This window comes from Streptomyces sp. NPDC048142 (genome assembly GCF_043202835.1).
Lineage (GTDB): Bacteria > Actinomycetota > Actinomycetes > Streptomycetales > Streptomycetaceae > Streptomyces.
Map to the genome: position 1 here is coordinate 14207 of NZ_JBIDBC010000048.1, position 25126 is coordinate 39332.

Sequence of the window (25126 nt, forward strand, 5' to 3'; positions counted from 1 at the left end):
CGGAAGGGGCGCTCAGTGGCGGTAGAAGATCCGGTCCCGGTACTCCGTCATGACCCGGCCGTTCCACTCGTGGCCGCCGTCGACGTTCCCCGAGCGCAGCATCGGCGGCTCGATGCCCCGGGCCACCAGCCGCTCGACGGCGGCCGCCAGCATCGCCTGCATGATCGCGCTGGTCACCACGGTCGAGGCGGGGGCGAAGGGGGCCTCGACGCCGGGGGCCCGCAGCTCCGCGTCGCCGATCGCGATCTTGCTGTCCAGGACGATGTCGCAGTGGTCCCGCAGGAAGCCGCCCGAGGCGTGCCGGGAGCGGGTGTTCTCCGCGTACGCGACCGAGGTGAGGCCGACGACCTTCAGCCCGAGGGCGCGGGCGTTCTGCGCCATCTCGACGGGCAGGGCGTTGCGCCCGGACAGCGAGACGATCACCAGGAGGTCCCCGGCGGTGGCGGGGCTGGAGTCCAGGACGGCCGAGGCGAGCCCGTCCACCCGCTCCAGCGCCGAGCCGAGCGTGGCGGGCATGACGTCCACGCCGACCGCACCGGGCACGGTGAGCAGGTTCATCAGCGCCAGGCCGCCCGCACGGTAGACGACGTCCTGGGCGGCCAGCGAGGAGTGGCCCGCACCGAAGGCGAAGAGCCGGCCGCCGGACTCGACGGTGTCCGCGACGGCCTCGCCCGCGGCGGCGATGCTGCCCGCCTCCTCGTCCCGCACCCGCGTCAGCAGGCCGATCGCCGCATCGAAGAACTGACCGGCCAGCTTGCTGTCGCTCATCGGGGAGAGCCCTTTCGGCGGGGGATGGGACGGGTGGTGCGGCAGGGCGTCCGGCAGGCGGGGAATGCCCGTGCCGCCGATCACGTTGCGGTCTGGACCAGTGGCCTGTCAATACCGCCCTGCGGCCCTGTGCGTGCGCACGTGCACCGGTCTTCCGCCGGGGCGGCACGGTTGTCGGCGCTATGCGTCAGAATTGGTGCAGGGCCATCGCACGACGTTTTCTAGTCACAGCATCGAGGGGCACGTATGTCCGGACTGATCGACACCACGGAGATGTATCTCCGCACCATCCTCGAACTGGAAGAGGAAGGCGTGGTCCCCATGCGCGCCCGCATCGCTGAACGGCTGGACCAGAGCGGTCCGACCGTCAGCCAGACGGTGGCCCGTATGGAGCGCGACGGACTGGTCCAGGTCGCGGGGGACCGCCACCTGGAGCTGACCGAGGAGGGCCGCCGCCTCGCCACCCGCGTCATGCGCAAGCACCGGCTCGCGGAGTGTCTGCTCGTGGATGTGATCGGCCTGGAGTGGGAGCAGGTCCACGCCGAGGCCTGCCGCTGGGAGCACGTGATGAGCGAGGCGGTGGAGCGGCGGGTGCTGGAGCTGCTGCGCCACCCGACGGAGTCGCCGTACGGGAATCCCATCCCGGGCCTGGAGGAGCTGGGCGAGAAGGCCGAGGCCGACCCGTTCCTGGACGCCTCCATGGTGAGCCTGGCCGACCTGGACCCGGGCGCCGAGGGCAAGACCGTGGTGGTGCGACGGATCGGGGAGCCGATCCAGACCGACGCCCAGCTGATGTACACGCTGCGCAGGGCCGGGGTGCAGCCCGGGTCCGTCGTCAGTGTGACCGAGTCGCCCGGCGGGGTGCTGGTCGGCTCCGGCGGGGAGGCGGCGGAGCTCGACACCGAGGTCGCCTCGCACGTCTTCGTCGCCAAGCGCTGACGCGGTCGTCGCCAGGCGCTGACGCGGTTGCCGCCGGCGCTGACGTGATCGTCGCCAGGCGCTGACGCGGTCGTCGCCGCCAAGAACCGACGCGGTTGCCGCCCGGCGCCGGACGGGTTCACCGCCCGGTGCCGACGCCGTGGCCGGCCGGGTGCCGGCCACGGCAACACAACCGTGATGTGCGCTTTCCGATTTCCGTCCGGAAAGGCAGCGGCCGGACGCGTCACATGCCAGGCTGAGGCCAGGCAGAGGACCTGATGAGAGTGTCGGCCGGCCACGCCCGGCACGGTCGGGGAGGGAGCAGGGAATGCGCCCGTCGTACCACCACGCGCACCGCACGGTGCCCGTCGCACTTCGGAATGCCCCGATCCCGGCCGGTGCGGGGCGGTTCGCGCCGCCGCTTGCCATCGTTGTCGAAGCGGCCGGGGGGTGTCCCCGGACAGGGGGCGGCCCCGGCGTCCGAAGGCGCCGGGGCCGTTCCTCCCCTGTGCTGACCCGGAGCCCCGAGCTCCCAGGGTCAGCTCCTGCGGGCCCCTGTCCCCGAGCGGCCCGCCTCCCGCTGAAGATCTCCCCAGGCCTGTCGGCGTCAATCCTTGACCGGTGTCACTCGAACGTGGGGTGTTGGGTGGCGAAACCCCGGTTTCGAATAAGGGTTCGATAGCCTGGCGGGGTGCGACCACACGGTGATCGAGGACCAGAAGGGGGTGCCAGGACTATGGTGCGGCGCATCGATGTGACCGGAACCGACGGCGTACGCCTCGCGGCATGGGAGTTCGCCGACCCGCCCAAGGGGCGCGCGGAAGCGGACAGCGCTCCCGGGGTCTTACTGCTGCACGGGCTGATGGGCCGGGCCTCGCACTGGGCCCCGACCGCGCGCTGGCTCGCCGAACGGCACCGCGCGGTCGGCCTCGACCAGCGGGGCCACGGCCGCAGCGACAAGCCCGCCGACGGCCCGTACACCCGCGACGCCTACGTCTCCGACGCCGAGGCCGCGATCGAACAGCTCGGGCTCGGCCCCGTCACCGTCGTCGGCCACGCCATGGGAGCGCTCACCGGCTGGCAGCTCGCCGCCAAGCGCCCCGACCTCGTCCGCGCCCTCGTCATCTGCGACATGCGGGCCTCCGCCCTCGGGGCGGCCTCCCAGCGTGAGTGGAGCGACTGGTTCGACTCCTGGCCGCTGCCCTTCGCCACCCTCGCCGACGTACGGAAGTGGTTCGGCGAGGACGACCCCTGGGTGGAGCGGCCGAACCCCTCGCGCGGCGCGTTCTATGCCGAGGTGATGGCCGAGCGGGAGGACGGCTGGCGCCCCGTCTTCTCCCGCCGCCAGATGCTCCGCTCCCGCGCCACCTGGGTCTTCGACGCCCACTGGGAGGAGCTGGCCCAGGTCCAGTGCCCCACGCTGGTGCTGCGCGGCCTCGACGGGGAGCTGGGCCGCGCCGAGGCCCAGGAGATGGTCCGGGTCCTGCCCCGCGGCCAGTACGCGGAAGTGGCGGACGCGGGCCACCTCGTCCACTACGACCAGCCGGAGGGCTGGCGGGCCGCGGTGGAGCCATTCCTGGAACAGCTCGCCGAGGACAACCAGGACGACCGCGAACCGGTCTCCCCGTAGCCGTAGCCGTAGCCGTAGCCGTAGCCGTAGCCGTATCGCAGTCGCAGCGCAGCCGTGCCGCAGTCCCAGCGGTAGCGGTAGTGGTAGCGCCAGCGGTAGCCGTGCCGCAGCTGCCGGTGGCTCAGCCCTTGCTGACCGCCGCCAGGATCTCCGGCAGCCGCCTCGCCGTGCGCACCGCGGCGAACCGCAGCCCCGCCCACCCGATGAGCGCCGCGTACACGAGCCCTCCCGGCACCATGAGCCACAGCGCGTCGTGGTGATCCGAGAGGTGCATCCAGATGGTCGGCACGATCACCGGCGCGGCCAGCAGCGCGGCGGCCAGCATGCCGCCGAGGATCGAGATCCAGGCCAGACCGCCCTGCCCCGGCGCCACGTTCTTGAACGCGCCCTCCTGCGGAATCGAGTACGGGAACAGCGCCGAAGTCACCGCCCCCGTCGCCAGCATCGAGCCCAGCAGCGCGAACGACAGGCCCAGCGCCCCCGGCAGCGACCGCCAGTCACCGACCATCGCCGCCGTCACCAGACACACCGCGAGCGTGAACGGCAGCGTGATCACCAGCAGGAACATCGCCCGCGCCCGCAGCTCGACGAACGCGTCCCGGGGCGAGGAGATCGTCAGCGCCACCATCCAGAACGCCGAGGTGTCCTGGCCGAACTGGTTGTACATCTGCATGCCGAGCAGGCCGGCGGCGAAGCACGCGAGGTAGACCGAGCCGGTGCCCTGGATCGCGTTGAGCAGCGGCACGATCGCCCCGACCGCCAGCGCCGTCACCCAGGCCGCCTTGGTCTTCGGGTCCCGTGCCACGTACCGCAGACCGCGCTGCATCACCGTCGCCGTACGCCCCTCCGGCAGCAGCGCCGACAGACCGCCCCGGCCGGACTCCTTGCGGGCCGGCTCCGCCGCCGCCAGGGTCGAACCGTCCGGGGAGGTCATCAGCTTCGTCAGGCTCCGCTGCCACATCCACATCAGCGCCACCAGGGCCGCCACGGTGATCAGCAGCTGGAGGACCGCGACGCCGTACGAACCGTCGGAGGCCGCGTCCACCGCCCCCAGGGCGGAGGCGCCGGGCAGCCAGCGGACCACGCCCGCCGCCGGGTCCAGCGCGGAGAGCCCGCCCGCCTGGCCGAGCCGCTGCGCGCCGAAGTTGACGAACTGGATGCCCACCGCGATGACCAGCCCGCTGAGCACCGCGAGGTCGCGGCCCTTGCGGGAGTTCAGCAGCCGTACGTTGGCCGTGGCCACCGCCCGGGACAGCGCCACGCAGAGCAGCATCGTCAGCGGGACCGCGAGCACCGCGAACACGATCCCCGCCGCCCCGTGCGCCAGCGCCAGGACCGAGCCGACCACCAGGCACAGGGTGAACAGCGGGCCGATGCCGATCATCGAGGACACCAGCAGAGCCCGGATCAGCGGCCGGGGCCGCAGCGGCAGCATCACCAGCCGGGTCGGGTCGAGGGTGTCGTCACCGCTGGGGAAGAACAGCGGCAGCACCGCCCAGCCGAGCGCCATGACACCCGTGAGCAGCACCACGACGGTGGCCGCGTGCTCGTCGCCGCGCAGCAGGACCAGACCGAGCGCCTGGCCCGCGGCGAGCAGCAGGGTGAGGACGAGGGAGACGATGAACGCCGCCCTGCGCCCGGAGGACTGCCGCAGCCCGTTGCGCAGCAGTGTCAGCTTGAGCGCGACGAAGACCGGGGTCAGGCGCGTCGTCGGCGCCGCCGGGGCGGCCGTGGCGACCGGGGCGTCCAGCACGCTCATCGGACGCCGCCCAGCCAGTCGAGGGAGTCGCCCGCGTCCCGGCCGCCCGCGCCGACCAGTTCGAGGAAGGCGTTCTGCAACGAGGGTGCGTCTCCGCGCACCTCGGCCAGCGTGCCCTGCGCCTTGATCCGGCCACCCGCCATCACGGCGACCCAGTCGCACAGCGACTCGACCAGCTCCATCACATGGCTGGAGAAGACCACGGTCGCCCCGGACCGGGTGTAGCGCTCCAGCACGCCGCGGATGGTCTGCGCCGAGACCGGGTCGACACCCTCGAACGGCTCGTCCAGGAAAAGTACTTCGGGGTTGTGGAGGAGAGCGGCCGCGAGCCCGATCTTCTTCCGCATACCGGTCGAGTAGTCGACGACCAGCTTGTGCTGCGAGCCGGCGAGATCCAGCACGTCCAGCAGCTGCGTGGCCCGCTGGTCGACCTCGTCGCCCGGCAGGCCGCGCAACCGTCCGTTGTACGCGAGCAGTTCACGCCCCGAGAGGCGCTCGAAGAGCCGCAGCCCCTCCGGCAGCACGCCGATCCGGGACTTGACCTCGACCGGATCCGTCCACACGTCGTGGCCCGCGACCTCGATCTTCCCCAGGTCGGGGCGCAGCAGCCCGGTGACCATCGAGAGCGTCGTCGTCTTGCCCGCCCCGTTCGGTCCCACCAGGCCGATGAACTGCCCCGCGGGCAGCTCCAGATCGATCCCCGCGACGGCGACCTGCTCCCCGAACCGCTTCCACAGCCCCTGTACGCGGACGGCGGGCCGCCCCTCGTGGGCACCACCCGTCGCCGCGTCTGTTTCCGTACGTGCATCTGCCCGGTCCGGCATGGCACAGCCTTTCGATATCCCCATAGGTGGGGACCACCCTACGAAAAGGCCTGACCGGAGCCCCGGGAGGTGCGGTCCGGGGAAGTGCGGTCCGTGCGATGCGGACCGGGCGATGCGGACCGGGCGCTCTACGGAACGCGGGTGCGGGCGTCGGCCGCCTCACGGGCGCAGGCGTACGCCAGCGGGCTGATCATCTCGTCCACATCGGGCAGCCAGCGGTTGGTGTGGGTGGGCTTGCGGGCCCACTGCACGGCCCCCCGGGCGCCGACCCGGGTGGGCGGGGCGGCGATGTAGTGGCCCTCGCCCCGGCCGGTCAGGTCGATCGCCTCGGCGTCCCAGCCGAGCGTGCGCACCAGCTCGGCGGCCTTGGCGGCGGCCCCCGGCAGCACGAAGAACAGCATCCGGCGGTCGGGCGTGCAGGTGACCGGGCCCAGTGTCAGGTCCATCCGCTCCATCCGGGCCAGCGCCAGGAAGCCCGCGGACTCCGGGACCTCCAGGGCGTCGAAGGTCCGGCCGGTCGGCAGCAGCACCGAGGCGCGGGGCTGCCTGCTCCACATGCGCCGGGCCGCCGCCCCGCTGCCGGTCGCCTGGCCCGCCCAGTCGGGCCGGTCCGCGTGGGCCCCGGGCAGGGCGCAGCCGGCTTCGCCGCACGAGCACCGTTCCCCGCCGCCCACCGCCTCAAGCCAGGTGCCGGGGAACACGTCCCAGTGACGCTCTTCCGCATACCGCACCGCGGCGTCGAGCAGGTGCTCGCCCCGCTGCTGAGGGACTTGTGCGGCTTCCGTGACTCCGATGGGCTCTTCCACGCCCAGCACAACTCCCGCCGTCACCAGGGGTTACGGCCTCCCCTGAACCGGGGCCCGGCGCATCGATCCTGCACGCGGGGCGCATCGGTGCACGAGCGGGGGCGCGCGTGAGGCGCCGCACCGAAGGGCGGGTAACCACCCCCAGGACCGCCGCCCGGGAACGCGCCCGGACCTCCGCGTCGGTGCAACGCGCCATGTCCGTACCGAATGCCGATGAATATGCGCATTTCTTGTGTATGTGCCGGGCAGTGATCCCTTCCACCGATCACTGCACATAACCGATGATTCAGGGGGACATATGGCTGCAAGGCCTCTCGTAGCCCGCCAGCCCAACGAACGGCTCCAGACGCTCATCCAGGAAGCCGCCTGTTCCAACGCGGGCCTCGCGCGCCGCGTGAACATGGTCGGGGCCGAGCGGGGGCTCGATCTGCGCTACGACAAGACCTCCGTGGCCCGTTGGCTGCGCGGACAGCAGCCCCGGGGCCGGGCCCCGGGGCTCATCGCCGAGGCGCTGGGCCGCAAGCTCGGCCGTACGGTCACGATCGACGAGATCGGCATGGCCAACGGCAAGAACCTGGCCTCCGGCGTCGGCCTCCAGTACGCGCCGACCGTCGCCGGGGCCGTCGAGCAGGTCTGCGAGCTGTGGCGCAGCGACGTGGGCCGCCGCGATCTGCTCACCGGGTCGGCGGTCGCCGCGTCCGCGCTCGTCGAGCCCAGCCGGGACTGGCTGATCTCGGGCCCGGACCCGCAGGTCGAGCGGACGGCGGGGGCCCGGGTCGGGATGTCCGACGTCGAGGCGGTGCGGGCGATGACCGCCGCGCTGACCGACCTCGACCACCGCTTCGGCAGCGGCCATGTCCGGCCGGTGCTCGTGCACTACCTCAACAGCGTGGTCTCCGGGCTGCTTTCGGGTGCGTACCGCGAACAGGTGGGGCGCCAGCTGTTCGGCGCGGTGGCCCGGCTCACCGAGCTCGGCGGCTACATGGCGGTCGACACCGGCCAGCCCGGCCTCGCCCAGCGCTACTACATCCAGGCGCTGCGGCTCGCGCAGGCGGCGGGCGACCGGGCGTACGGCGGCTATGTGCTCGCCGCGTCGATGAGCCATCTCGCCGCCCAGCTCGGCAACCCCCGCGAGATCGCCCAACTGGCCCGCGCCGCCCAGGAAGGGGCCCGGGGGCAGGTCACCCCCCGCGCCCAGTCGATGTTCTACGCGGCGGAGGCCCGGGGGCACGCGCTGCTCGGGGACGCCAGGGCCTGCCACACGGTGGCGGGGCGGGCGGTCGCCGCCCTGGAGCAGGCGGGCCCGGACACCGGCGACGACCCGATCTGGATCGCGCACTTCGACGCGGGCTATCTCGCGGACGAACTGGCCCACTGCCACCGGGACCTGGGGCAGGCGCACGAGGCCGCCCGGCGGGCCAAGGAGGCGCTGGCCGCGCTGCCGGAGACCCGGGCCCGGCGCCGGGGCATCGCGCTGGTGCTGCTGGCCTCGGCCCAGGTGCAGCAGCGCGAGGTGGAGCGGGCGTGCCACACGGGGACCCGGGCGATGGAGCTGCTGTCGACGGTGCGCTCCAGCCGGGGCGCCGAGTATCTCGACGACCTCCAGCAGCGGCTCACGCCCTACGGGCAGGAGCCCGCGGTACGGGAGTTCGGCGAGCGGCTGGAGCTCCAGGCGGCCTGAAAGGGGGCTGCGCGGTCCGGGCGCGGGCCGGGCGCGGTCCGGGCCGCGTGCGCGGCGGCCCGGCCGTCAGGGGATGTCCGGCCGCCAAGGGGCGTCGGCCGTCAAGAAGTGTCCGGGCGTCAGGGGGGCGGCCGTCAAGGGGCGTCCGGGCCGTCAAGGGGCGTCCGGCCCTGATCCGCCGGATCCCCCTGACAGCGTCGCGGGGCCGCAGGATGTTACCCGCGCTGTGAAGGGGGTGTGAGGGGCGCCACGCGCTTGGCGGTGCCGGGCGGCCACCCGATAGCGTGAGCCGACGATTCCGTAGGTTCACACGTAGGAGTCCCGGTGACGCAGAGCGGACAGGGCGGCGAGCACGAGCTCCCCGCCGCACGACCCGCGCACGAAGCTGTCGTGCTGCCTGCCGACGACGGTGCCCCCTGGACCCCGGGGGCGCCCGCGGCCGGACAGGGCGGACAGGCCGGGCAGGGGGTGCCCGCAGACGGTCAGCCGTGGGGGCAGCACTGGGGGCCGCAGTCCGCCGGGCCGCCGCAGCCGGACCAGCAGGCACAGGGGCACTACGGCTACCCGCCGGCGCAGCCCCTGCCGCCCGCGCAGCAGCCGCCGGGCCCGGAGGCGTACCAGCAGCCGGGGGCGTATCAGCAGCCCCAGCAGCCCGGCTCCTACCAGCAGCCGCCGCAGCAGCAGCAGTCCCAGCAGCCCGGTGGGTACCAGCCGCAGCACCAGCAGCCCCAGCCTCCGCACCAGCCCCAGCAGCCGTACGCGCAGCCGCTGCCGCCGGAGGTCGGGCCGGGCGGGCAGGGGGGTCAGACCGGGCAGGCCGGGCAGGGTGTGCCCGGCGGTGACGCGGACGCCACGCAGTTCATCGCGCCCGTCCCGGGCGGCCCCGGCCCTGTGGGGCCCGCGCCGGGCGGCGGGGACGCCGACGCGACCCAGTACATACCCCCGGTGCCCGGAGGCGCTCCGTACGGGGGCAGGCCGGGCGTGCCGGGGGACCGGCAGCCGCCCGCGGAGTTCGACAACCTGTTCCGTACGGACGAACCGGCGGGCGCCACGCAGCAGATGCCGCAGGTCGACGCGGGTCAGCAGCCCCAGCCGCCGTACCAGCCGCCGTACCAGCAGCAGTCCCCGCCGCCGTACCAGCAGCAGCCCCCGTCCCCGTACCAGCAGCAGGGCTACCAGCCCCAGCAGCAGGGTTACCAGCCCCAGCAGCACTCCCAGGGCGGCCAGTTGCCGCCGCACGCCCCCGGGGGCTACCGGTCCGGCCTCCAGGGACTCCAGGGCCGCGCGGAGCAGGACGGACCGCCCGCGCACCTGGACGGTGAGCCGCCGCGCCGGCGGTCCGCGCACGTTCCGCTGATCGCCGGTGTCGTCGTCGGCTGCGCCGTCATCGGGCTCGGCGCGGGCGCGCTGATGAGCGGTGGCGACGATTCCGGCAAGGACGACAAGCAGCCGGTCGCCGCGCAGAGCTCACCGGTCGCCGAGCCCACCGCCAAGGCGGCGCCCGACCCGGCGAAGCCGCAGGCGAAGGCACTGGACAGGCTGCTGGCCGACAGCAACAACAGCCGGGCCGCGGTGATCAGCGCGGTCGAGAAGATCAAGTCCTGCACGGACCTGGACCAGGCGAACACCGACCTCAAGGACGCCGCCCAGCAGCGTCGTGACCTGGTGACCCGGCTCGGAGAACTGACGGTGGACAAGCTTCCGCGGAGCGCGGAGCTGACCTCCTCGCTGAACCGGGCGTGGAAGGCCTCCGCCGCCGCCGACGAGCACTACGCCACCTGGGCGCGGCAGGCCAAGAAGAACAAGTCCGTGTGCAAGGGCGGCAAGGCCCGGTCGACGAACGAGACGGCCCGCGGCAACCAGCAGAGCGGGGTGGCCACCGAGGCCAAGCGCGAGGCGTCCAAGCTGTGGAACGCGATCGCGGCGAAGTACGGCCTGGCCAAGCACGCGTACACCGAACTCTGACCCACCCGGGTCCGGCCGGGCTCCCCCCGGTCCGGCCGGACCCGGCGGGCGTCTAGCCGCGCGGGGCGTCCGTCAGGGCTTCCAAGACGTCCACGAAGCCCTTCTTCTGGGCGGTGAGCCGACCCTTGTGGACCACCTGGAACGTCACCTTCGTGTTGACGATGCGCGGGTAGCGCAACGTCCCGACCAGGTCCTTGAAGCGCCAGCGGAGCGTCGGGGTCAGACCGCCCGTGTCGACCTCGACGCCCTGGTTGAGGGCGGCCACGACCCGGCCCGAGGTGACGTCCTGGTCGCCGATCGCCCTGACGGCGGCCCGCAGGGCCGTGTACGCGATCCACGTCGTCTGCACGGCGGTGTCGTCCGGGTCGATGCGGTTGTCCCCGAAGGCGTACTTCCTGATCACCTCGCGCATCTCCTTCCAGCGCGTATTCTTCGCGTCCGGGTACCAGCCGGTGATGTAGGCGCCCTCGAAGGGGCTGTTCCGGCCGCCCGTGCGGTCGATGAGCCGCTGGCTGACGCTGCCCAGCACGGAGGAGATCCTGACCCGCCCGCCGTCCGGCTCCAGCCGGCGGAAGGAGTCGAAGAACGTCTCCGTACGGGTGCCGAGCACCGCCGTCACACAGCCGCCGTCGGACCGCTCCAGCGCCTGCGTGGCCTGCTCGTCGTAGGACGTGGCGTTCAGGGGGGCCAGGATGTCGGCGGAGGCGGGCCGGTCGGCGGCCATCAGCCCGTTGTTCAGGAGCGGCGGCATGCCGTCGCCGCCGATCGAGTCGGGGCGTACCAGCGAGACCCGCTCGCAGCTGCGGCCCAACTGCTGCCCGTGGCCCGCCAGCAGGGCCGGCTGACCGCCGTTGACGGGGTAGGAGAGATAGCTGCTGAACTCCTCGGTGGAGGCGCCGTAACCGCCGATGTACGGGACACCGCCCGCCTCCAGCGCGGGCATGAAGCTCTGCCCGTGGCGGCTGTAGGAGCCGACGACGGCGGCCACCTCCTTCTTGACGGCCTCCCGCGCGCACCGCTCGGCGCCGATGGTGGTGTCGGCCTCGTCGCAGACGATCACCCGCAGCTCGCGCCCGTCGATGCCGCCGGTGTCGTTGACCCAGCGGGCGTACGTCTGCGCCATCGCGGGCACCCCGGCCATCTCCACCGCGGTGACGTCCTCCGACCGGTCGGGCGCCCAGGTCATCACGGTGACGGGCTCCCTGGATCCCCCCGAGACCCCAGGGAGCACACCGCAGCCGGACAGCAGCACCGCCCCCGCCGCCGTCGCGCTGATGACGCCCGGGAAGGGGCGGGGAAAGGTGGGGCGTCGCCGTCCGGTCATGGACCAGGAGCCTTCCGGGCCCCGGGTAACTGCGCGGTGTGCCTTCCTCAACGCACGGTGACGTCCCGGTGAATTACGGGGGCCCGTGCGGGGGTGGTGTGAAGGAACGTACGATCGACGACCGTGCAGCAAGGTTCGGAGAACTCTTCCCGTCGCGGCCGTCGCTCCTCCACCATGGGCGGCATGCCGCTCACTGACATGCCGTGGTGGCGCTGGCGCACCAACGTGCGCTCGGCGCTGCACATGCTCTCCGACCCCGCCTTCCACCACGAGTGCTGGCTCGCCGGCCGGGAAGGGTACGGGGACGTCACCGACGCCGTGTACCGCCTGGTCGAGGACACCTGGCTCGACAACTGGTCCGCCGAGAAGTACGTCGGCACCATATTCAGGGACTCCGCCGAGGCCGCCGCCGTGGACGCCGCCGCGCTGCGGGTGCTGCGGATCATGCACCAGGTCGGCGCGGACGCCCCTGTCTCCGCCTATCTGGAGCACCACGGCTGGCCCGAGGCCGTCCACGCGGCCCGCGAGGCCCATGTGATGCTCGCCACCAACGACGCGGAGGATCCGGACATACCGCCGCACTCGCTGGACGTCATCCGCATCATGACCAGGGCCGCCTAGGATCCGGCGGGTGTGGCACCCTACGAGGATGACCGCGCCGCAGCCCGCCCCCTCCGCCGCCTCGGACGCCGCCGCGACCGAGCAGTACGTCCTCACGCTCTCCTGCCCCGACAAACAGGGCATCGTGCACGCCGTGTCGAGCTATCTCTTCATGACCGGCTGCAACATCGAGGACAGTCAGCAGTTCGGGGACCACGACACGGGCCTGTTCTTCATGCGCGTCCACTTCTCGGCGGACGCCGTCGTGACCGTGGACAAACTGCGTGCCAGCTTCGCCGCGATCGGGGAGGCCTTCCGGATGGAGTGGCAGATCCACCGGTCCGCGGAGCGCATGCGGATCGTGCTGATGGTCAGCAAGTTCGGCCACTGCCTCAACGACCTGCTGTTCCGCTCCCGCACCGGGGCGCTGCCGGTCGAGATCGCGGCCGTCGTCTCCAACCACACGGACTTCGCCGAGCTCGTCGCCTCGTACGGCATCCCCTTCCGGCACCTCCCGGTGACGAAGGACAACAAGCCGGAGGCCGAGGCGCGGCTCCTGGAGCTGGTCCGCGAGGAGAACGTCGAGCTGGTCGTCCTGGCCCGCTACATGCAGGTCCTCTCCGACGACCTGTGCAAGCAGCTGAGCGGCCGGATCATCAACATCCACCACTCGTTCCTGCCGAGCTTCAAGGGCGCCAAGCCCTACCACCAGGCGCACGCGCGCGGGGTGAAGCTGATCGGCGCGACCGCGCACTACGTCACCGCCGACCTCGACGAGGGCCCGATCATCGAGCAGGAGGTCGAGCGCGTCGGTCACGACGTGACGCCGGACCAGCTGGTCGCCATCGGCCGGGACGTGGAGTGCCAGGCGCTGGCGCGCGCGGTGAAGTGGCACGCGGAGCGGCGCATCCTGCTCAACGGCCGCCGCACGGTGATCTTCGCGTAAGAGCTGTTCCGTGGCCCGGGGTCGCGTCAGAGCCGGCTGAGCGAAGCCGTCGCGAACAGTACGTCGCGGATGGCCTCGCGGTCGCCCTCCTGGCCCGCCGCCGCTTCCACCGGCGAGATGCGGCCCGCGACGAGCCGGCAGAACTCGACCCCGTCCAGGGCCACCTGCGCCACCGCGCGCTCGGGCGAGCCGAGGGCGGCGGGCGAGTCCAGCGCGATGTACCAGTCGCCTCCGCCGTGGCCCTCGATCTCCAGATGGAGCGAGCGGCCCGGCGCCCCGGCCGCGACCAGTTCCTTCGGCGGTCCGGCCAGTCCGGCGTGGCGGCGTCGCGCGACGGCGGCCGGAAGCATCCGGACCGCCAGGCCGATCATCCGGTGCAGATGGGCCGCCGACGGGGACGGGTAGGGATAGTGCACGGCGTCGGCGATGTCCCCGCCGTGCACCCAGCACTCGAAGGCCCGCTCCAGCGCCGCGTCCTGGAGCGGCAGGGCGAAGGACCCGTAGGAGACGGAGGTCTCGGCGACATTCCGCCCGGCGAAGGACGCCGTACGGATCAGCTCGTGGCTCTGGTCCCGCCAGGGCTCGCGGACGGCCCGGGTGGGCGGCGCAACCGTCGCCGACCAGTACGTCTCGGTGCGCTCGGTGGGGTCCAGCGGTGCCTCGCCGCCGCCGAGCGGGTCGCCGAGGCCGAGCGCGGCGGACAGCAGCCCGTCGACCGCCAGCAGGTGGCCGATCACCCCGGCGACCGTGGTCCTGCGGCTGACCTCGCGCTCCTCCTCGAACCACTGCAGGCGCACCGGGGCGTGCCACTCGGAGGCCCCGATGTCGCGGAGCAGCGCGTCGAGCCGGGCGGTCTCGGCGTCGTACGGGGCGGCCCACTCCGGCACCGGGATCCGGGCCGGGCGGCGGCTCAGACAGCCGTCCATCACCCGGGACCGCAGCGTCGGATCGAGGTCCAGGGAGCCGTCGGTGTGCAGCAGCCCCACCGCGTCCCGCAGCCGCACCGCCTCCTCCGAGCACGGGGCGCACTCGGTGAGGTGGTCCTCCACGGCGGCGGCCTCCCCGGCCGAACAGGCGGACAGCGCCCAGGCGCCGAGCAGGGCCTTGAGGACCCGGTGGGGGAGGAGCGGGGCGGCGGTCATGAGCGGCTCCGGGGCGGGATCCGGCTGCGAGCCGACCGCAGGTTCGGACCCGGACCCGGACCCGGACCCGGACCCGGGCTCGGACTCAGACTCAGGTGCGAGGGCCTCCGGGGCGAGGCCCCTTGGCCCGGGTGCCTGCGGCCCGGGTGCTTCCGGCCCGGGTGCTTCCGGCCCGGGTGCCTCCGGTGCGTCGCCCGATGTGGACTGTGGCTGCGACTGCAACTGCGGCTGCGGCTGCGACTGTTCCGGCACCGTCTCGTCGGGGGCGGTCCCGCCGGGCGGCGGCAGGGGAGGCAGCGGCACGGACCCCAGGTCGAGGTCGTCCGCCGCCCCGCGCGGGCCCGGTATCCGATGAGCACCGCGCACCTCCTCGTCGCGCCCCTCGCTCTCGTGTCCGTCGCCGCTCACCGGCCCCGTCCGTAACCGGGCGGCGAGGACCCTTCGAGCGGGCGGGCGCTCGCCGTGGAGAGCAGCTGGAGCCCCAGCCGCAGCCGGCGGCGGGCCTCGTCCTCGGTGACCCCGAGATCGGCGGCGGCCTGCCGGTAGTCCCGGCGCTGGATGTACGCCAGCTCCAGGGCCTGCCGCAGCGGTACGGGCATCGAGGAGACGATGTAGTCGGCGCGGGCCGCGGCCGTGGCGCTGCGCACCCGCCGCTCCAGCTCCTCCGGGTCGGGCACCGCGCCCTCGCCGTGCTCCGCCTCGTACGAGGAGGTCGCGGCGCGGCGCAGCCGCTGGACGGACCGGCGGTGGGTGAGGTGGGCCATCCAGGACCGCATCGAGCCCTGCTTCGGGTCGTACGCCTCGGGGTTCTCCCAGACCTGGGCGAACACCTCGCGGGTCACCAGGTCGGCGGCGTCCTCGTCGTCGAGCATCCGGTGCGCCTGGCTGTGGACGAGGGCCGCGAACCGGTCGTAGAGCTCGCCGAGTGCCGCCGCCTCGCCGCGGGCCAGCCTCTGCTGCATCCTGCGGTCCCAGCGGGGCGCCGTGTCCTTCGCCATGAACCCCCCAGCCCCCGGCCCTGTTCGCCCAGCCCCGTGATCCACCCTGTGCCCGTGAGGACCGAATGTAGTCCGCCGGGTGTGCGGCGCACGTGCCTTTGCGGCAACTCTCTTCCCGTGGCGCGTGGCCGACGACGGTAGTCGATTTTCGGCCGGGATGCCTCCCCGGCCGCTCTGAACTCAGTGGAAACCGGCCGAAGCGCGCCTTTCCACCGGAAACCTCCTGGGCCTCGGCGGGCGCGTCGGTGTTTCATGGGGGTGCGGTTGGGCAGCCGCGAGGAGGAACGGAAACTTCCGGATTGCCGGGAGCCCCGGAACGAGAGGTCCAGTCGCGTGACGCTCAAGGTGAACGAAGCCGAGCAGGGCTCCTGGACGGTGCTGCGCATCAGCGGTGAACTCGATCTGGTGACCTCGCCCGTCGTACGCCAGTCCGTTCACGAGGCGGTGGCGGAGGGGCAGCACGACGTGGTGCTCGATCTGTCCGAGGTGTTCTTCTGCGACTCCAGCGGCGTCGGCGTGCTGATCGCCTCCCGCCGGCTGATGAAGTCCTGCGGCGGCCGGCTGCGGCTGATCCTCCCGGCCCGGGGCGCGGAGGACGGTTCGCATGTCAACAAGGTGCTCGGGGCGCTCGGGGTGCGCCGGCTCTTCGACGTCTTCCCGGACGCGCGGTCCGCGACCGACGAGGAGTGCGGGCCGCTGAGCGCCTGAAGCGGCGGGCTCCGATGCGAGGTTGTCACACAGGAGGCGCTGCTCGGTGACACGTGGGGGCTCCGGGCGTCGTACGCTCCCCGCATGGACAGCGCAGAGTACGAGCGAAAGATCGCGCACCGCTTCGCCGCCTTCGACCAGGACGGCAACGGCTATATCGACCGTGCCGATTTCAACGCCGCAGCCGCCCGTCTGCTCACCGAGTTCGGTACGACGGCCCGCTGCGACAAGGGGCAGGCGCTCTACACCGGTGCCGAGGCCTTCTGGCAGGGCATGGCGGGGATCGCCGATGTGGACGGGGACCAGCGGGTCACCCGTGAGGAGTTCGCGGGCGGGGCGGTGAAGCGGCTCCGGGACAATCCCGGGCGGTTCGCCGAGATCGCCCGCCCGTTCCTGCGGGCGGTCATCGCGGTCGCTGACGGCGGGAACGACGGCAGAGCGGCGGTTGCGGACGTGGAGCGGGCGCTCCGGGTCCTCGGGGCCAGCGCCGAGATCGCGGGCGTCGCCGCCCAGAGCCTGGACACGGACCGGGACGGGCTGGTCGCGGAGAGCGATGTGGTGGCGGCGTTCGCCGTGTACTTCACGGTGATCGAGCCGGACGCGTAGGAACTCCGGACGTTACGGGGCGGCAGCCCCCGGGCCGTTACGGGGGACGGCACTCTGATCCGTTACGGGGGGCGGCACCCTGATCCCTTACGGGGCGGCAGTCGCGGGGCGTTACGGGGACGGGCGCCGCCCCCCGTAACGCCACTCCCGTATCGCCGTGTCGCTCCCGCAACGCCGCTCCCGCAATGCCTGCCTCACCCGCCGAACCGTTCCCGCAGCCGGTACTTGAGCACCTTGCGCAGCGTCTCGTTGCGGGGCAGCGCGTCGAGCACCTCCAGTTGCTCGGGCACCTTGTGGACGGACAGGCCCGCTTCGCGCAGATGGGCGGAGAGCCCGGCGAGGGTCAGGGGCGGGGCGCCGGGCGGCTGTTCGACCACCGCGCAGACGCGTTCGCCGCGTTCGGCGTCGGGGAGCCCGATGACCGCCGCGTCGGCGACGGCGGGGTGCGTGTGGAGCAGGTCCTCGATCTCCTTGGCGGAGATGTTCTCGCCCTTGCGGATGATGATGTCCTTCAGCCGCCCGGTGAGCGTGAGGTGCCCGCTCTCCTGGAGCCGGCCCAGGTCCCCGGTGATCAGGAACCCCTCGGCGTCGAAGGCCGCGGCGGAGGCGGCGGCGTCCAGATACCCCCGGCAGACCGCCTCCCCGCGCAGCCGCACCTCGCCCTCCACGCCGTACGGGAGCGGCTTGCCGTGCTCGTCGGTGATCCGGATCTCCATCCCCTCCGGCGGCCGCCCCTCGGTCAGAGCCAGGTGCTCCACCGTGTCGTCCGGTGCGCCCATGGTGATCATCGGGACCTCGGTCATGCCGTACCCGTGGGTGAGCTGGACCCCCATCTCCCGGACCACCGCGTGGTGGACCTCCGGCGGTTTCGGCGCCCCGCCGCCCGCGAGCAGCCGCAGGGACGGGATGAGGCGGCTGTCCGGGTCCTTGCGCTGCTCGGCCAGGAACATCGTGTAGAACGCGGTCGACCCGCCCGCCACGGTCACCCCGTGCCGCCGGTACTCCGCCAGCGCGTCCGGCAGCGCGAACTGCTCGAACATCACCGCCGGGAACCCGTACAGCAGCAGCATCACCGTGTAGTCGGGCCCGGCGACATGGGCGTACGGGAACGCCATCGAGCCCACGTCGTCCGCCGAGAGCTTCAGCGCGTGGGCGAGGCAGGAGCCGCCCGCGATCAGGGAACGGTCGGTGTGCAGGACGCCCTTGGGGTCCGAGGTGGTGCCCGAGGTCCAGTAGATCCAGCGGACCTCCTCGCCCGTCGACGGTTCCGGCGGGGGCGGCAGCACGGCCGGATCGCCGTCGGGGAGGGTGCCGTACGCATCGAAGACGTGTGGCGGGCCGGTGAGTTCCCCGGCGATCCGCTCGGCCATCGCGGTGTGGTCGAAGCCCCGCAGGACGCCCGGCACGGCGAAGAACGCGGCCCCCGACTCCCGCAGCGCGAACCGCACTTCGCGGTCCCGGTAGAACGGGATGACCGGGCTCTGCACGGCCCCGAGCCGGGTCAGGGCGAAGGAGAACAGGGCGGTCTCCAGCCGGGTCGGCAGCTGCCAGGCCACCACGCTGCCCGCCCGCACGCCCATCCCGTACAGCCCGGCGGCGACCCGCTCGGCGCGGTCCCGCAGTCCGCCGAAGGTCAGGATCCGGTCCTCCTGGAGAAGGACCGGGCGGTCGGGGGTGAGGGCTGCGCGGCGTTCGGCCAGCTCCCAGAAGGTGCGGGAGGCGCCCAGGGCGTGGGCGGTCGCGGTCTCGTCGTTCACGGCGGTCACAGCGATCCCTCCGAACTGACGGTCAGTCAGATAATGCGGAGAGCGTAGGGCTCCGCGCCTTGTCGGTCCAGGGGTGCGGAGCTAGCCTGGGTTCCGCACGCGTATCTGACGGGTCATCAGAAAACGCCCGCGCCCGGGAACTCGCCGGGTGCGCCGGAGGGGACGACACCATGACGGAACTGCCTCGGATCGTCAGCGTCGACGACCATGTGATCGAGCCCGCGCACCTCTTCTCCACCTGGCTGCCCGCGAAGTACCGCGAGCGGGGCCCGCGGCCGGTCACCGAGGGCATCGGGGAGCTGGCGTACACCGGCGGGAAGTACGTCATCACCATGGACCCGGACGGGCCGCCCACCGACTGGTGGATCTACGAGGACCTGAAGTTCCCGTACAAGCGGAACATCGCCGCCGTCGGCTTCGACCGCGACGACATGACCCTGGAGGGCATCACCCGGGCCGAGATGCGGCCCGGCTGCTGGGACCCGGCCGAACGCCTCAAGGACATGGACCTCAACCACGTCGAGGCGTCCCTCTGCTTCCCGACCTTCCCGCGCTTCTGCGGGCAGACCTTCGCCGAGGCGCACGACAAGGAGGTCGCCCTCGCCTGCGTGCGCGCCTACAACGACTGGATGGTCGAGGAGTGGTGCGGCGACAGCGGCGGACGCCTCATCCCGCTCTGCCTCATCCCGCTCTGGGACATCGGCCTCGCGGTCGCGGAGATCAGGCGGAACGCGGCCCGGGGCGTCCGCGCGGTCACCTTCTCCGAGATCCCCGCCTACCTGGGACTCCCGTCCATCCACACCGGCTACTGGGACCCGTTCTTCGCGGTCTGCCAGGAGACCGGCACGGTCGTCAACATGCACATCGGATCCAGCTCCCAGATGCCCGCCGCCTCCCCGGACGCACCCCCCGCCGTGCAGGCCTCGCTCTCCTTCAACAACGCGATGGCCTCGATGACGGACTTCCTCTTCAGCGGGGTGCTGGTGAGGTTCCCGACGCTGAAACTGGCCTACAGCGAGGGCCAGATGGGGTGGATCCCGTACGCCCTGGAGCGCGCCGACGACGTCTGGGAGGAGCACCGGGCCTGGGGCGGGGTGCGCGATCTGATCCCCGAGCCGCCGTCCACGTACTACTACCGGCAGATGTTCTGCTGCTTCTTCCGCGACAAGCACGGCATCGCGTCGCTGGACGTCGTCGGCCGCGACAACGCCACCTTCGAGACCGACTACCCGCACGTGGACTCGACCTTCCCGCACACCAAGGAGGTCGCCCTCGACCACGTCAAGGGACTGGACGAGGAGACCGTCCACAAACTGATGCGCGGAAACGCGATCCGGATGCTCGGCCTGGACCTGGACACGTAGGCGGACCGGTCGTGGATCTCGCGGACACGGAGGCCGAGGAGGAGTTCCGGCGGCGGCTGCGGGAGTGGCTGGCCGGTGTGCTCCCCGGCCTGCCCCCGAAGCCCTCGCCCGACGACTGGCCCGCGCGCCGGGCGTACGACACCGCCTGGCAGCGGACGCTGTACGACGCCGGGTACGCGGGCCTGCACTGGCCGGTGGACGCGGGCGGGCGGGGCGCGACCCCGACCCAGCATCTGATCTTCCTGGAGGAGACGGAGAAGGCCGGAGCGCCCTATGTCGGGGCGAACTTCGTCGGGCTGCTGCACGCCGGGCCGACCGTCGCCGCCGAGGGCACGGCCGGGCAGCGGGCCCGCTGGCTGCCCCCGGTGCTGCGCGGCGACGAGATCTGGTGCCAGGGGTTCAGCGAGCCGGACGCGGGCTCCGACCTGGCCGCGCTGCGGACGCGGGCCGTGCGCGACGGTGACGCCTACGTGGTCAGCGGCAGCAAGATCTGGACCTCGCACGCCGAGGTCGCCGACTGGTGCGAACTGCTGGTGCGCACCGATCCGGACGCGCCCAGGCACCGGGGGATCAGCTGGCTCGCGATGCCGATGGACGCCCCCGGCGTCACGGTCCGGCCGCTGCGGACACTCGCCGGGTCCACGGAGTTCGCGGAGATGTTCCTCGACGAGGTCCGGGTGCCGGTACGCAACCGGGTCGGGGCCGAGAACGACGGCTGGCGGGTCACCATGGTCACCCTCTCCTTCGAACGCGGCACGGCCTTCGTCGGCGAGGTCGTCGCCTGCCGCCGCACCCTGGAGGCCCTGGCGGCCGAGGCCCGGTCCAACGGGCGCTGGGACGATCCCGTGCTGCGCCGGAGGCTGGGCCGGCTGAACGCCGAACTCCGGGCCCTGTGGCGGCTCACCCAGTGGAACGTCAGCGAGTCCCAGCGCACGGGCGGGGTTCCCGGCACCGGCGGCTCGGTCTTCAAGCTGCGCTACTCCGGGGCCCGCCAGGAGCTGTACGAGGCGGCGGCGGAAGTGCTGGGCGCTGACGCGTTCGACATGGACCGGGAATGGGTCCTGGACCGGCTCTCCTCCCTCTCCTACACGATCGCCGCGGGCACCTCCCAGATCCAGCGGAACATCGTCGCCGAGCGCATCCTCGGCCTGCCGAAGGGGCGCTGAGGTCACCGTGGACTTCCAGCTCTCGGACGACCAGCGGGCCCTGCGGTCCGGCATGCGCGACCTGCTCGGCGCGGTGTTCGGCCGGGACCGGCTGCGGGCGGCGGTGGACCGGGGCGGGGCCCTGGACCGGGCCCTGTGGCGGGAACTGGGCGCGGCCGGGTTCTTCGCGCTGCGGCTGCCGGAGGAGGCGGGCGGGGTGGGCCTCGGGCTGCCCGAGGCGGTGCTGCTCTTCGAGGAGGCGGGCCGGGCGCTGCTGCCGGGCCCCCTGGTCGCCACCCACCTCGCGGCGGGCCTGGTGAAGGGGGCGGCCGAGGGCGAGGCGGTGGTGACGGCCGTGGACGGGGACCTGCCGGTGGCGCACCTGGCGGAGGCGGACGCGGTGCTGGCGGGCGCGGGGGCGCTCACCGGGGAGGCGCTGCGCGCCTATGCGGCCGCCGCCCGGCCCGTACGGTCGATGGATCCGCTCACGCCGCTGCACCGGACGCCGACGGCGGAGCGCACCACGGCGCACTCGGCGCACTCGGAGCGGTTCCGGTGCGAGGCCGCGCTGCTGACCGCCGCCGAACAGCTCGGCAGCGCCGCCCGGACCACCGAGGCGGCCGTTCAACACGCCGGGGAGCGCGAGCAGTTCGGATCGCCCATCGGATCGTTCCAGGCGGTCAAACACCTCTGCGCCGACATGCTCGCCCGCACCGAACCGGCCCGCGCCGCCGTGTACGCGGCAGCGGTCACCGGCAATCCGGTGGAGATCGCGGCGGCCAAGCTGCTCGCCGACGAGGCGGCCGTCCGCAACGCCCGCGACTGCCTCCAGGTCCACGGCGGAATGGGCTTCACCTGGGAGGCAGATGTTCACCTCCACCTGAAACGGGCCTGGCAGCGGTCCGCGTGCTGGCTCGGCGGGGCGGCGGCCGAGGAGCTGCTCGCCGCCGATCTGGGGGCCGCAGGGCCGCTTCCCGGCAGCTCGGCGGCGTACGGTCGCGCGGGCGCGGAAGCCGGGGGCGGAGGGTGACTCAGTGCAGCCGGGCCGTGCCGATACCGGCTTGTGTCCTTTGCGTGATTCGTCACCGGGCGGAGTCGGCGCCCGGCTCGGGTACGCTCCGTGGGATGCGAGTGGTTCTGGAACCGGGCGATCCGGGGGCGGCCTGTGCGGCGGCTCCGGTCCCGGGCGAGGGCTCTCGCCGGAGATGTGCCGGGCCTGCCCGAAGAGCGTTTCTCGCGGTCTCTGCGCGCTCCTGTTCGACTCCCCGCAGCGTGCGTCGCACAGTATGCACCACGCGTACTCCTTCGCGCTGGAATATGCCCGAAGCGCTTGTTGCGGTGACTGTACGTCAACCATGCTGTCGCGCAAGGGAATCACGTTCCGTGACCCCGAGGAGGCGCGAGGCGATGTGTCCGCCGGTTCGGATGGTGTGAGCGGTGCAGGTGCTTCAGGTTCAGCTGGAGGTCGGTCCGGATCCCGCGGAGGTGGGGCGGGCCCGTAGGTGGGCGCGGTCGCGTCTGGTCGGTTCCGGGATAGGGGATGACGAGCCGCTCGCCGAGACGCTCATCCTGCTGATCTCGGAGTTGGTCACCAACGCCGTCGTCCACACGGGCTGTCCCGCTGTGCTGCGGATGCTCTTCGGCGGGGCCGGGTCCTCCGGTGCGGCCGGGACCGTCCGGGTCGAGGTCGCCGACGCCAGCGACCGCCCGCCGCTCCAGCGGCACGCGGAGGGCGATGAGACGGGGGGCCGGGGCCTGGAGCTGGTGGACGGCCTCGCGGACCGCTGGGGCTGGCTGCCGGAGGGCGCCGGGAAGCAGATCTGGTGCGAGGTCGACCGGGGCGGCCCGGTGCGCGGCCCGGACGAGCCCCCGGCCGCCGGCCGGGGCGGCGAGGTGTGCGAACCGTCCTCCTGCCTCTTCACCGACCTGGCCTGAGACCGGCCCTCCGTCCTGCCTGTTCACCGACCTGGCCTGAGACCGGCTCTTCCCTCCCGCCTCTTCGTCAACCTGGCCTGAGACCGGCGTCCCGCTCTTCACGAACCTGGTCCGAGGCCTGCCCCGCCCTACCGTTCTTCCTCTTCGCGGCCACCGTTCACAGGACCGCGACCGGGGCGACCGGTGAGCCGGTGGCCCCGGTGAACGGCTCCGGCGCCGCGCTGAGCAGAAAGGCGTACCGGCCCTCCTCCGCGCAGGCGTCGGACAGCGCCTCCAGGTTCCAGTTCTGGCCCTGGAGCATGCCCATCTCGACCAGGTGCAGCGCGTGCACCGGCATCCACAGGTCCTCGATCTCCGGCGGGAAGATCTCGAAGGTCAGGGTGTCGTTGGCGACCGCCGCCACGTCCCGGGCACGGAACCACTCGGGCGTGCGCACCGAAAGACCGGGCGACGGATAGCCGTACGCGGTCCGGTCCCCGGCCAGCGCCACCCGCACCTGCCCGGTCCGTACGAGCACGATGTCCCCGGCCCGTACGGTCACGCCCCCGAACTCCTCCGCCGCGGCCAGGTCCTCCGGCGTCACGGCGTGGTCGCCGGGCAGCCGGTCCACCCCCCGGGCGCGGGCCACGTCCAGCAGTGCCCCGCGCGAGACGAGGTGCTTCACGGTGGCGATCGAGGAGAACCGGGCCCCGCCGTGGGCGGTGACCGTGTCCGCCGGGCGGCCGTTGTAGATCTTCCCGCTGTGCGAGACATGGGTCAGGGCGTCCCAGTGGGTCGAGGCCTGGAGCCCCATCGTGACGGCGTCGTCGCTGGTGGCGACCGTGCCGGGGCCGAAGATCTCCTGGTTGATCTGGACCATCGTGTGCAGCGGATTGATCCGGCCCGGGATGAGCCCGCTCTGCACCCCGTCCTGCTGGAGCGGCAGCGCGAGAGGTATCCGGCGGCCGGTGCGGACCGTCGCGACGGCCTCCCGCACGACGGCGTCGGTGATCAGGTTGAGCGTCCCGAGTTCGTCGGCCTCGCCCCACCGGCCCCAGTTGCTGACGCGCTTCGCGATCTCGTGGAACTCGGCCGGCAGGGACATGGGGACCTCCTGGGTCTTGTGCCGGAGCGGCGGACTGCCCGTAAAATCTAACGGTCCGTCAGAAACCGCGGGAAGGGGCCGGCATGGGGAACTTCTTGGCAGGCAGGGTGGTCGCCGTGACGGGGGCCGGCCGGGGCATCGGGCGGGCGGTCGCGCTCGCCGCCGCGGCCCAGGGGGCACGGGTCGTCGTCAACGACTACGGCGTCTCCGTCGAGGGCTCCGCACCGACCAGCGAGATCGCCCGGTCCGTCGTCAAGGAGATCGGGGCGGCGGGCGGCGAGGCGGTCGCGGTCGCCGACGACATCTCCACGATGGCGGGCGGGCAGCGGATCGTGGACACCGCGCTGGCCCGGTACGGCCGGCTCGACGGGGTGGTCTGCGTGGCCGGGATCCTCCGCGAGCGGATGCTGTTCAACATGTCCGAGGAGGAGTGGGACCCCGTCCTTGCCACCCACCTCAAGGGCACGTTCACGGTCTTCCGGGCCGCCTCGGCGGTGATGCGCAAGCAGGACGGCGGCGGCACGCTGATCGGCTTCACCAGCGGCAACCACCAGGGCAGCGTCTCCCAGGCCAACTACAGCGCGGCGAAGGGCGGGATCATCTCGCTGGTGCGCAGCGCGGCGCTGGGTCTGCACAGGTACGGCGTCACGGCGAACGCGGTCGCGCCCGTCGCCCGGACCCGGATGTCGGCCGGGGTGCCGATGGAGCTGACGGAGATCGGGGAGCCGGAGGACGTGGCGGCGCTCGTCGTCTACCTGCTGAGTGAACGGGCGCGGGCGGAGCGGATCACCGGGCAGGTGTACACGATCGCGGGCCCGAAGATCGCGGTCTGGGCCCAGCCGAGGGAGTTGCGGGCGGCGTACGGGGAGGGGCCCTGGACCCCGGAACGGATCGCGGACTTCCTGCCCGGGACGGTGGGGGCCGACCCGATGCCGATGCTGGCACGGCTGGAGGAGATGGCGGCGGCGGCGAAGGCGGGTGACCGGCCGAACACACCCAGCCCCTCCGGCGATTGAGGAGCGGGGGTTCGGGGGCGGAGCTCGGGGGGGGGGGGGGCGCCCCCCCCCCGCCCGCCCCCCCCCCCCCCCCGGGGGGGGAAAAAGCCGAAAACAAACAAAAGCCCAGAACAGACCCCCCGACGCGGGCGCCCACCACAC

General features: G+C 72.9%; 22 protein-coding genes. 13 read left to right on the forward strand and 9 right to left on the reverse strand.

Annotated features, from left to right (window positions below):
- Window positions 1-12: 12 nt before the first annotated feature.
- A complete protein-coding gene (locus tag ACGF2Y_RS34440) occupies window positions 13-768 on the reverse strand; it encodes an SIS domain-containing protein (protein WP_392955551.1) in 756 nt (251 codons plus the stop codon).
- Between the two features lie 246 nt (window positions 769-1014).
- On the opposite strand from ACGF2Y_RS34440, the gene ACGF2Y_RS34445 reads away from it, so the two are divergent.
- Window positions 1015-1707 carry a metal-dependent transcriptional regulator gene (locus ACGF2Y_RS34445; protein WP_392955553.1) on the forward strand — a complete coding sequence of 231 codons (693 nt, stop codon included), beginning with the start codon at window positions 1015-1017 and terminating at the stop codon, window positions 1705-1707.
- A gap of 715 nt (window positions 1708-2422) precedes the next feature.
- A complete protein-coding gene (locus tag ACGF2Y_RS34450; protein WP_392955554.1) occupies window positions 2423-3316 on the forward strand; it encodes an alpha/beta fold hydrolase in 894 nt (297 codons plus the stop codon).
- A 121-nt stretch (window positions 3317-3437) separates the two neighbouring features.
- Here the strand turns inward: ACGF2Y_RS34450 and ACGF2Y_RS34455 are convergent, their stop codons facing one another.
- The 3 genes from ACGF2Y_RS34455 to ACGF2Y_RS34465 form a co-directional block, all read right to left on the reverse strand.
- On the reverse strand, window positions 3438-5075 hold the full coding sequence (locus tag ACGF2Y_RS34455) for a transporter (RefSeq protein WP_392955556.1): 1638 nt from the start codon (window positions 5073-5075) through the stop codon (window positions 3438-3440).
- Window positions 5072-5899: an ABC transporter ATP-binding protein gene (locus ACGF2Y_RS34460; RefSeq protein WP_392955558.1), complete on the reverse strand. Its 828-nt coding sequence runs from the start codon at window positions 5897-5899 to the stop codon at window positions 5072-5074. The genes ACGF2Y_RS34455 and ACGF2Y_RS34460 overlap by 4 nt, the downstream gene beginning before the upstream one ends.
- Window positions 5900-6027: 128 nt before the next feature.
- Window positions 6028-6714 carry a bifunctional DNA primase/polymerase gene (locus ACGF2Y_RS34465; RefSeq protein WP_392955595.1) on the reverse strand — a complete coding sequence of 229 codons (687 nt, stop codon included), beginning with the start codon at window positions 6712-6714 and terminating at the stop codon, window positions 6028-6030.
- Window positions 6715-7003: 289 nt separating this feature from the next.
- On the opposite strand from ACGF2Y_RS34465, the gene ACGF2Y_RS34470 reads away from it, so the two are divergent.
- Window positions 7004-8386: a transcriptional regulator gene (locus ACGF2Y_RS34470; protein ID WP_392955560.1), complete on the forward strand. Its 1383-nt coding sequence runs from the start codon at window positions 7004-7006 to the stop codon at window positions 8384-8386.
- Between the two features lie 324 nt (window positions 8387-8710).
- Window positions 8711-10351 (forward strand): hypothetical protein, encoded by a 1641-nt coding sequence (locus ACGF2Y_RS34475; protein ID WP_392955562.1) that lies wholly within the window; start codon window positions 8711-8713, stop codon window positions 10349-10351.
- 52 nt (window positions 10352-10403) lie between these two features.
- On the opposite strand, the gene ACGF2Y_RS34480 is transcribed toward ACGF2Y_RS34475, so the two are convergent.
- Window positions 10404-11675, reverse strand: coding sequence for an ABC transporter substrate-binding protein (locus ACGF2Y_RS34480; RefSeq protein ID WP_392955564.1), 1272 nt, complete (start codon window positions 11673-11675; stop codon window positions 10404-10406).
- A gap of 174 nt (window positions 11676-11849) precedes the next feature.
- On the opposite strand from ACGF2Y_RS34480, the gene ACGF2Y_RS34485 reads away from it, so the two are divergent.
- Both ACGF2Y_RS34485 and purU read left to right on the forward strand, forming a co-directional pair.
- A complete protein-coding gene (locus ACGF2Y_RS34485; protein ID WP_392955597.1) occupies window positions 11850-12296 on the forward strand; it encodes a hypothetical protein in 447 nt (148 codons plus the stop codon).
- A 28-nt stretch (window positions 12297-12324) separates the two neighbouring features.
- Window positions 12325-13221: a formyltetrahydrofolate deformylase gene (gene purU / locus ACGF2Y_RS34490; RefSeq protein WP_392955566.1), complete on the forward strand. Its 897-nt coding sequence runs from the start codon at window positions 12325-12327 to the stop codon at window positions 13219-13221.
- Between the two features lie 26 nt (window positions 13222-13247).
- Here purU and ACGF2Y_RS34495 read toward each other — a convergent pair whose 3' ends face one another.
- Together ACGF2Y_RS34495 and ACGF2Y_RS34500 are read right to left on the reverse strand one after the other, a co-directional pair.
- Window positions 13248-14771 (reverse strand): zf-HC2 domain-containing protein, encoded by a 1524-nt coding sequence (locus tag ACGF2Y_RS34495; RefSeq protein WP_392955568.1) that lies wholly within the window; start codon window positions 14769-14771, stop codon window positions 13248-13250.
- The gene (locus tag ACGF2Y_RS34500; protein WP_392955570.1) at window positions 14768-15361 is read right to left on the reverse strand and encodes an RNA polymerase sigma factor; all 594 of its coding nucleotides are present in this window, start codon (window positions 15359-15361) and stop codon (window positions 14768-14770) included. The genes ACGF2Y_RS34495 and ACGF2Y_RS34500 overlap by 4 nt, the downstream gene beginning before the upstream one ends.
- A 333-nt stretch (window positions 15362-15694) precedes the next feature.
- Here ACGF2Y_RS34500 and ACGF2Y_RS34505 point away from each other — a divergent pair, with 333 nt between their 5' ends.
- Together ACGF2Y_RS34505 and ACGF2Y_RS34510 are read left to right on the forward strand one after the other, a co-directional pair.
- Window positions 15695-16069 carry an STAS domain-containing protein gene (locus tag ACGF2Y_RS34505; RefSeq protein WP_392955571.1) on the forward strand — a complete coding sequence of 125 codons (375 nt, stop codon included), beginning with the start codon at window positions 15695-15697 and terminating at the stop codon, window positions 16067-16069.
- An 84-nt stretch (window positions 16070-16153) separates the two neighbouring features.
- The gene (locus ACGF2Y_RS34510; RefSeq protein WP_392955573.1) at window positions 16154-16675 is read left to right on the forward strand and encodes an EF-hand domain-containing protein; all 522 of its coding nucleotides are present in this window, start codon (window positions 16154-16156) and stop codon (window positions 16673-16675) included.
- 194 nt (window positions 16676-16869) lie between these two features.
- Here ACGF2Y_RS34510 and ACGF2Y_RS34515 read toward each other — a convergent pair whose 3' ends face one another.
- Window positions 16870-18441 carry a class I adenylate-forming enzyme family protein gene (locus tag ACGF2Y_RS34515; protein ID WP_392955575.1) on the reverse strand — a complete coding sequence of 524 codons (1572 nt, stop codon included), beginning with the start codon at window positions 18439-18441 and terminating at the stop codon, window positions 16870-16872.
- Window positions 18442-18611: 170 nt separating this feature from the next.
- On the opposite strand from ACGF2Y_RS34515, the gene ACGF2Y_RS34520 reads away from it, so the two are divergent.
- The 4 genes from ACGF2Y_RS34520 (at window position 18612) to ACGF2Y_RS34535 (ending at window position 22885) form a co-directional block, all read left to right on the forward strand.
- On the forward strand, window positions 18612-19805 hold the full coding sequence (locus ACGF2Y_RS34520; protein WP_392955577.1) for an amidohydrolase family protein: 1194 nt from the start codon (window positions 18612-18614) through the stop codon (window positions 19803-19805).
- A gap of 11 nt (window positions 19806-19816) precedes the next feature.
- Entirely contained in the window at window positions 19817-20971 is a 1155-nt protein-coding gene (locus tag ACGF2Y_RS34525; protein WP_392955579.1) for an acyl-CoA dehydrogenase family protein, read from the forward strand.
- Window positions 20972-20978: 7 nt separating this feature from the next.
- A complete protein-coding gene (locus ACGF2Y_RS34530; RefSeq protein WP_392955581.1) occupies window positions 20979-21980 on the forward strand; it encodes an acyl-CoA dehydrogenase family protein in 1002 nt (333 codons plus the stop codon).
- Between the two features lie 407 nt (window positions 21981-22387).
- On the forward strand, window positions 22388-22885 hold the full coding sequence (locus ACGF2Y_RS34535; RefSeq protein WP_392955583.1) for an ATP-binding protein: 498 nt from the start codon (window positions 22388-22390) through the stop codon (window positions 22883-22885).
- Between the two features lie 157 nt (window positions 22886-23042).
- Here ACGF2Y_RS34535 and ACGF2Y_RS34540 read toward each other — a convergent pair whose 3' ends face one another.
- Window positions 23043-23969 carry a cyclase family protein gene (locus ACGF2Y_RS34540; RefSeq protein ID WP_392955585.1) on the reverse strand — a complete coding sequence of 309 codons (927 nt, stop codon included), beginning with the start codon at window positions 23967-23969 and terminating at the stop codon, window positions 23043-23045.
- Window positions 23970-24052: 83 nt separating this feature from the next.
- Between ACGF2Y_RS34540 and ACGF2Y_RS34545 the strand changes: the two genes are divergently transcribed.
- Window positions 24053-24985, forward strand: a complete 933-nt coding sequence (locus ACGF2Y_RS34545; RefSeq protein WP_392955587.1) for an SDR family oxidoreductase — start codon at window positions 24053-24055, stop codon at window positions 24983-24985.
- Window positions 24986-25126 lie beyond the last annotated feature (141 nt).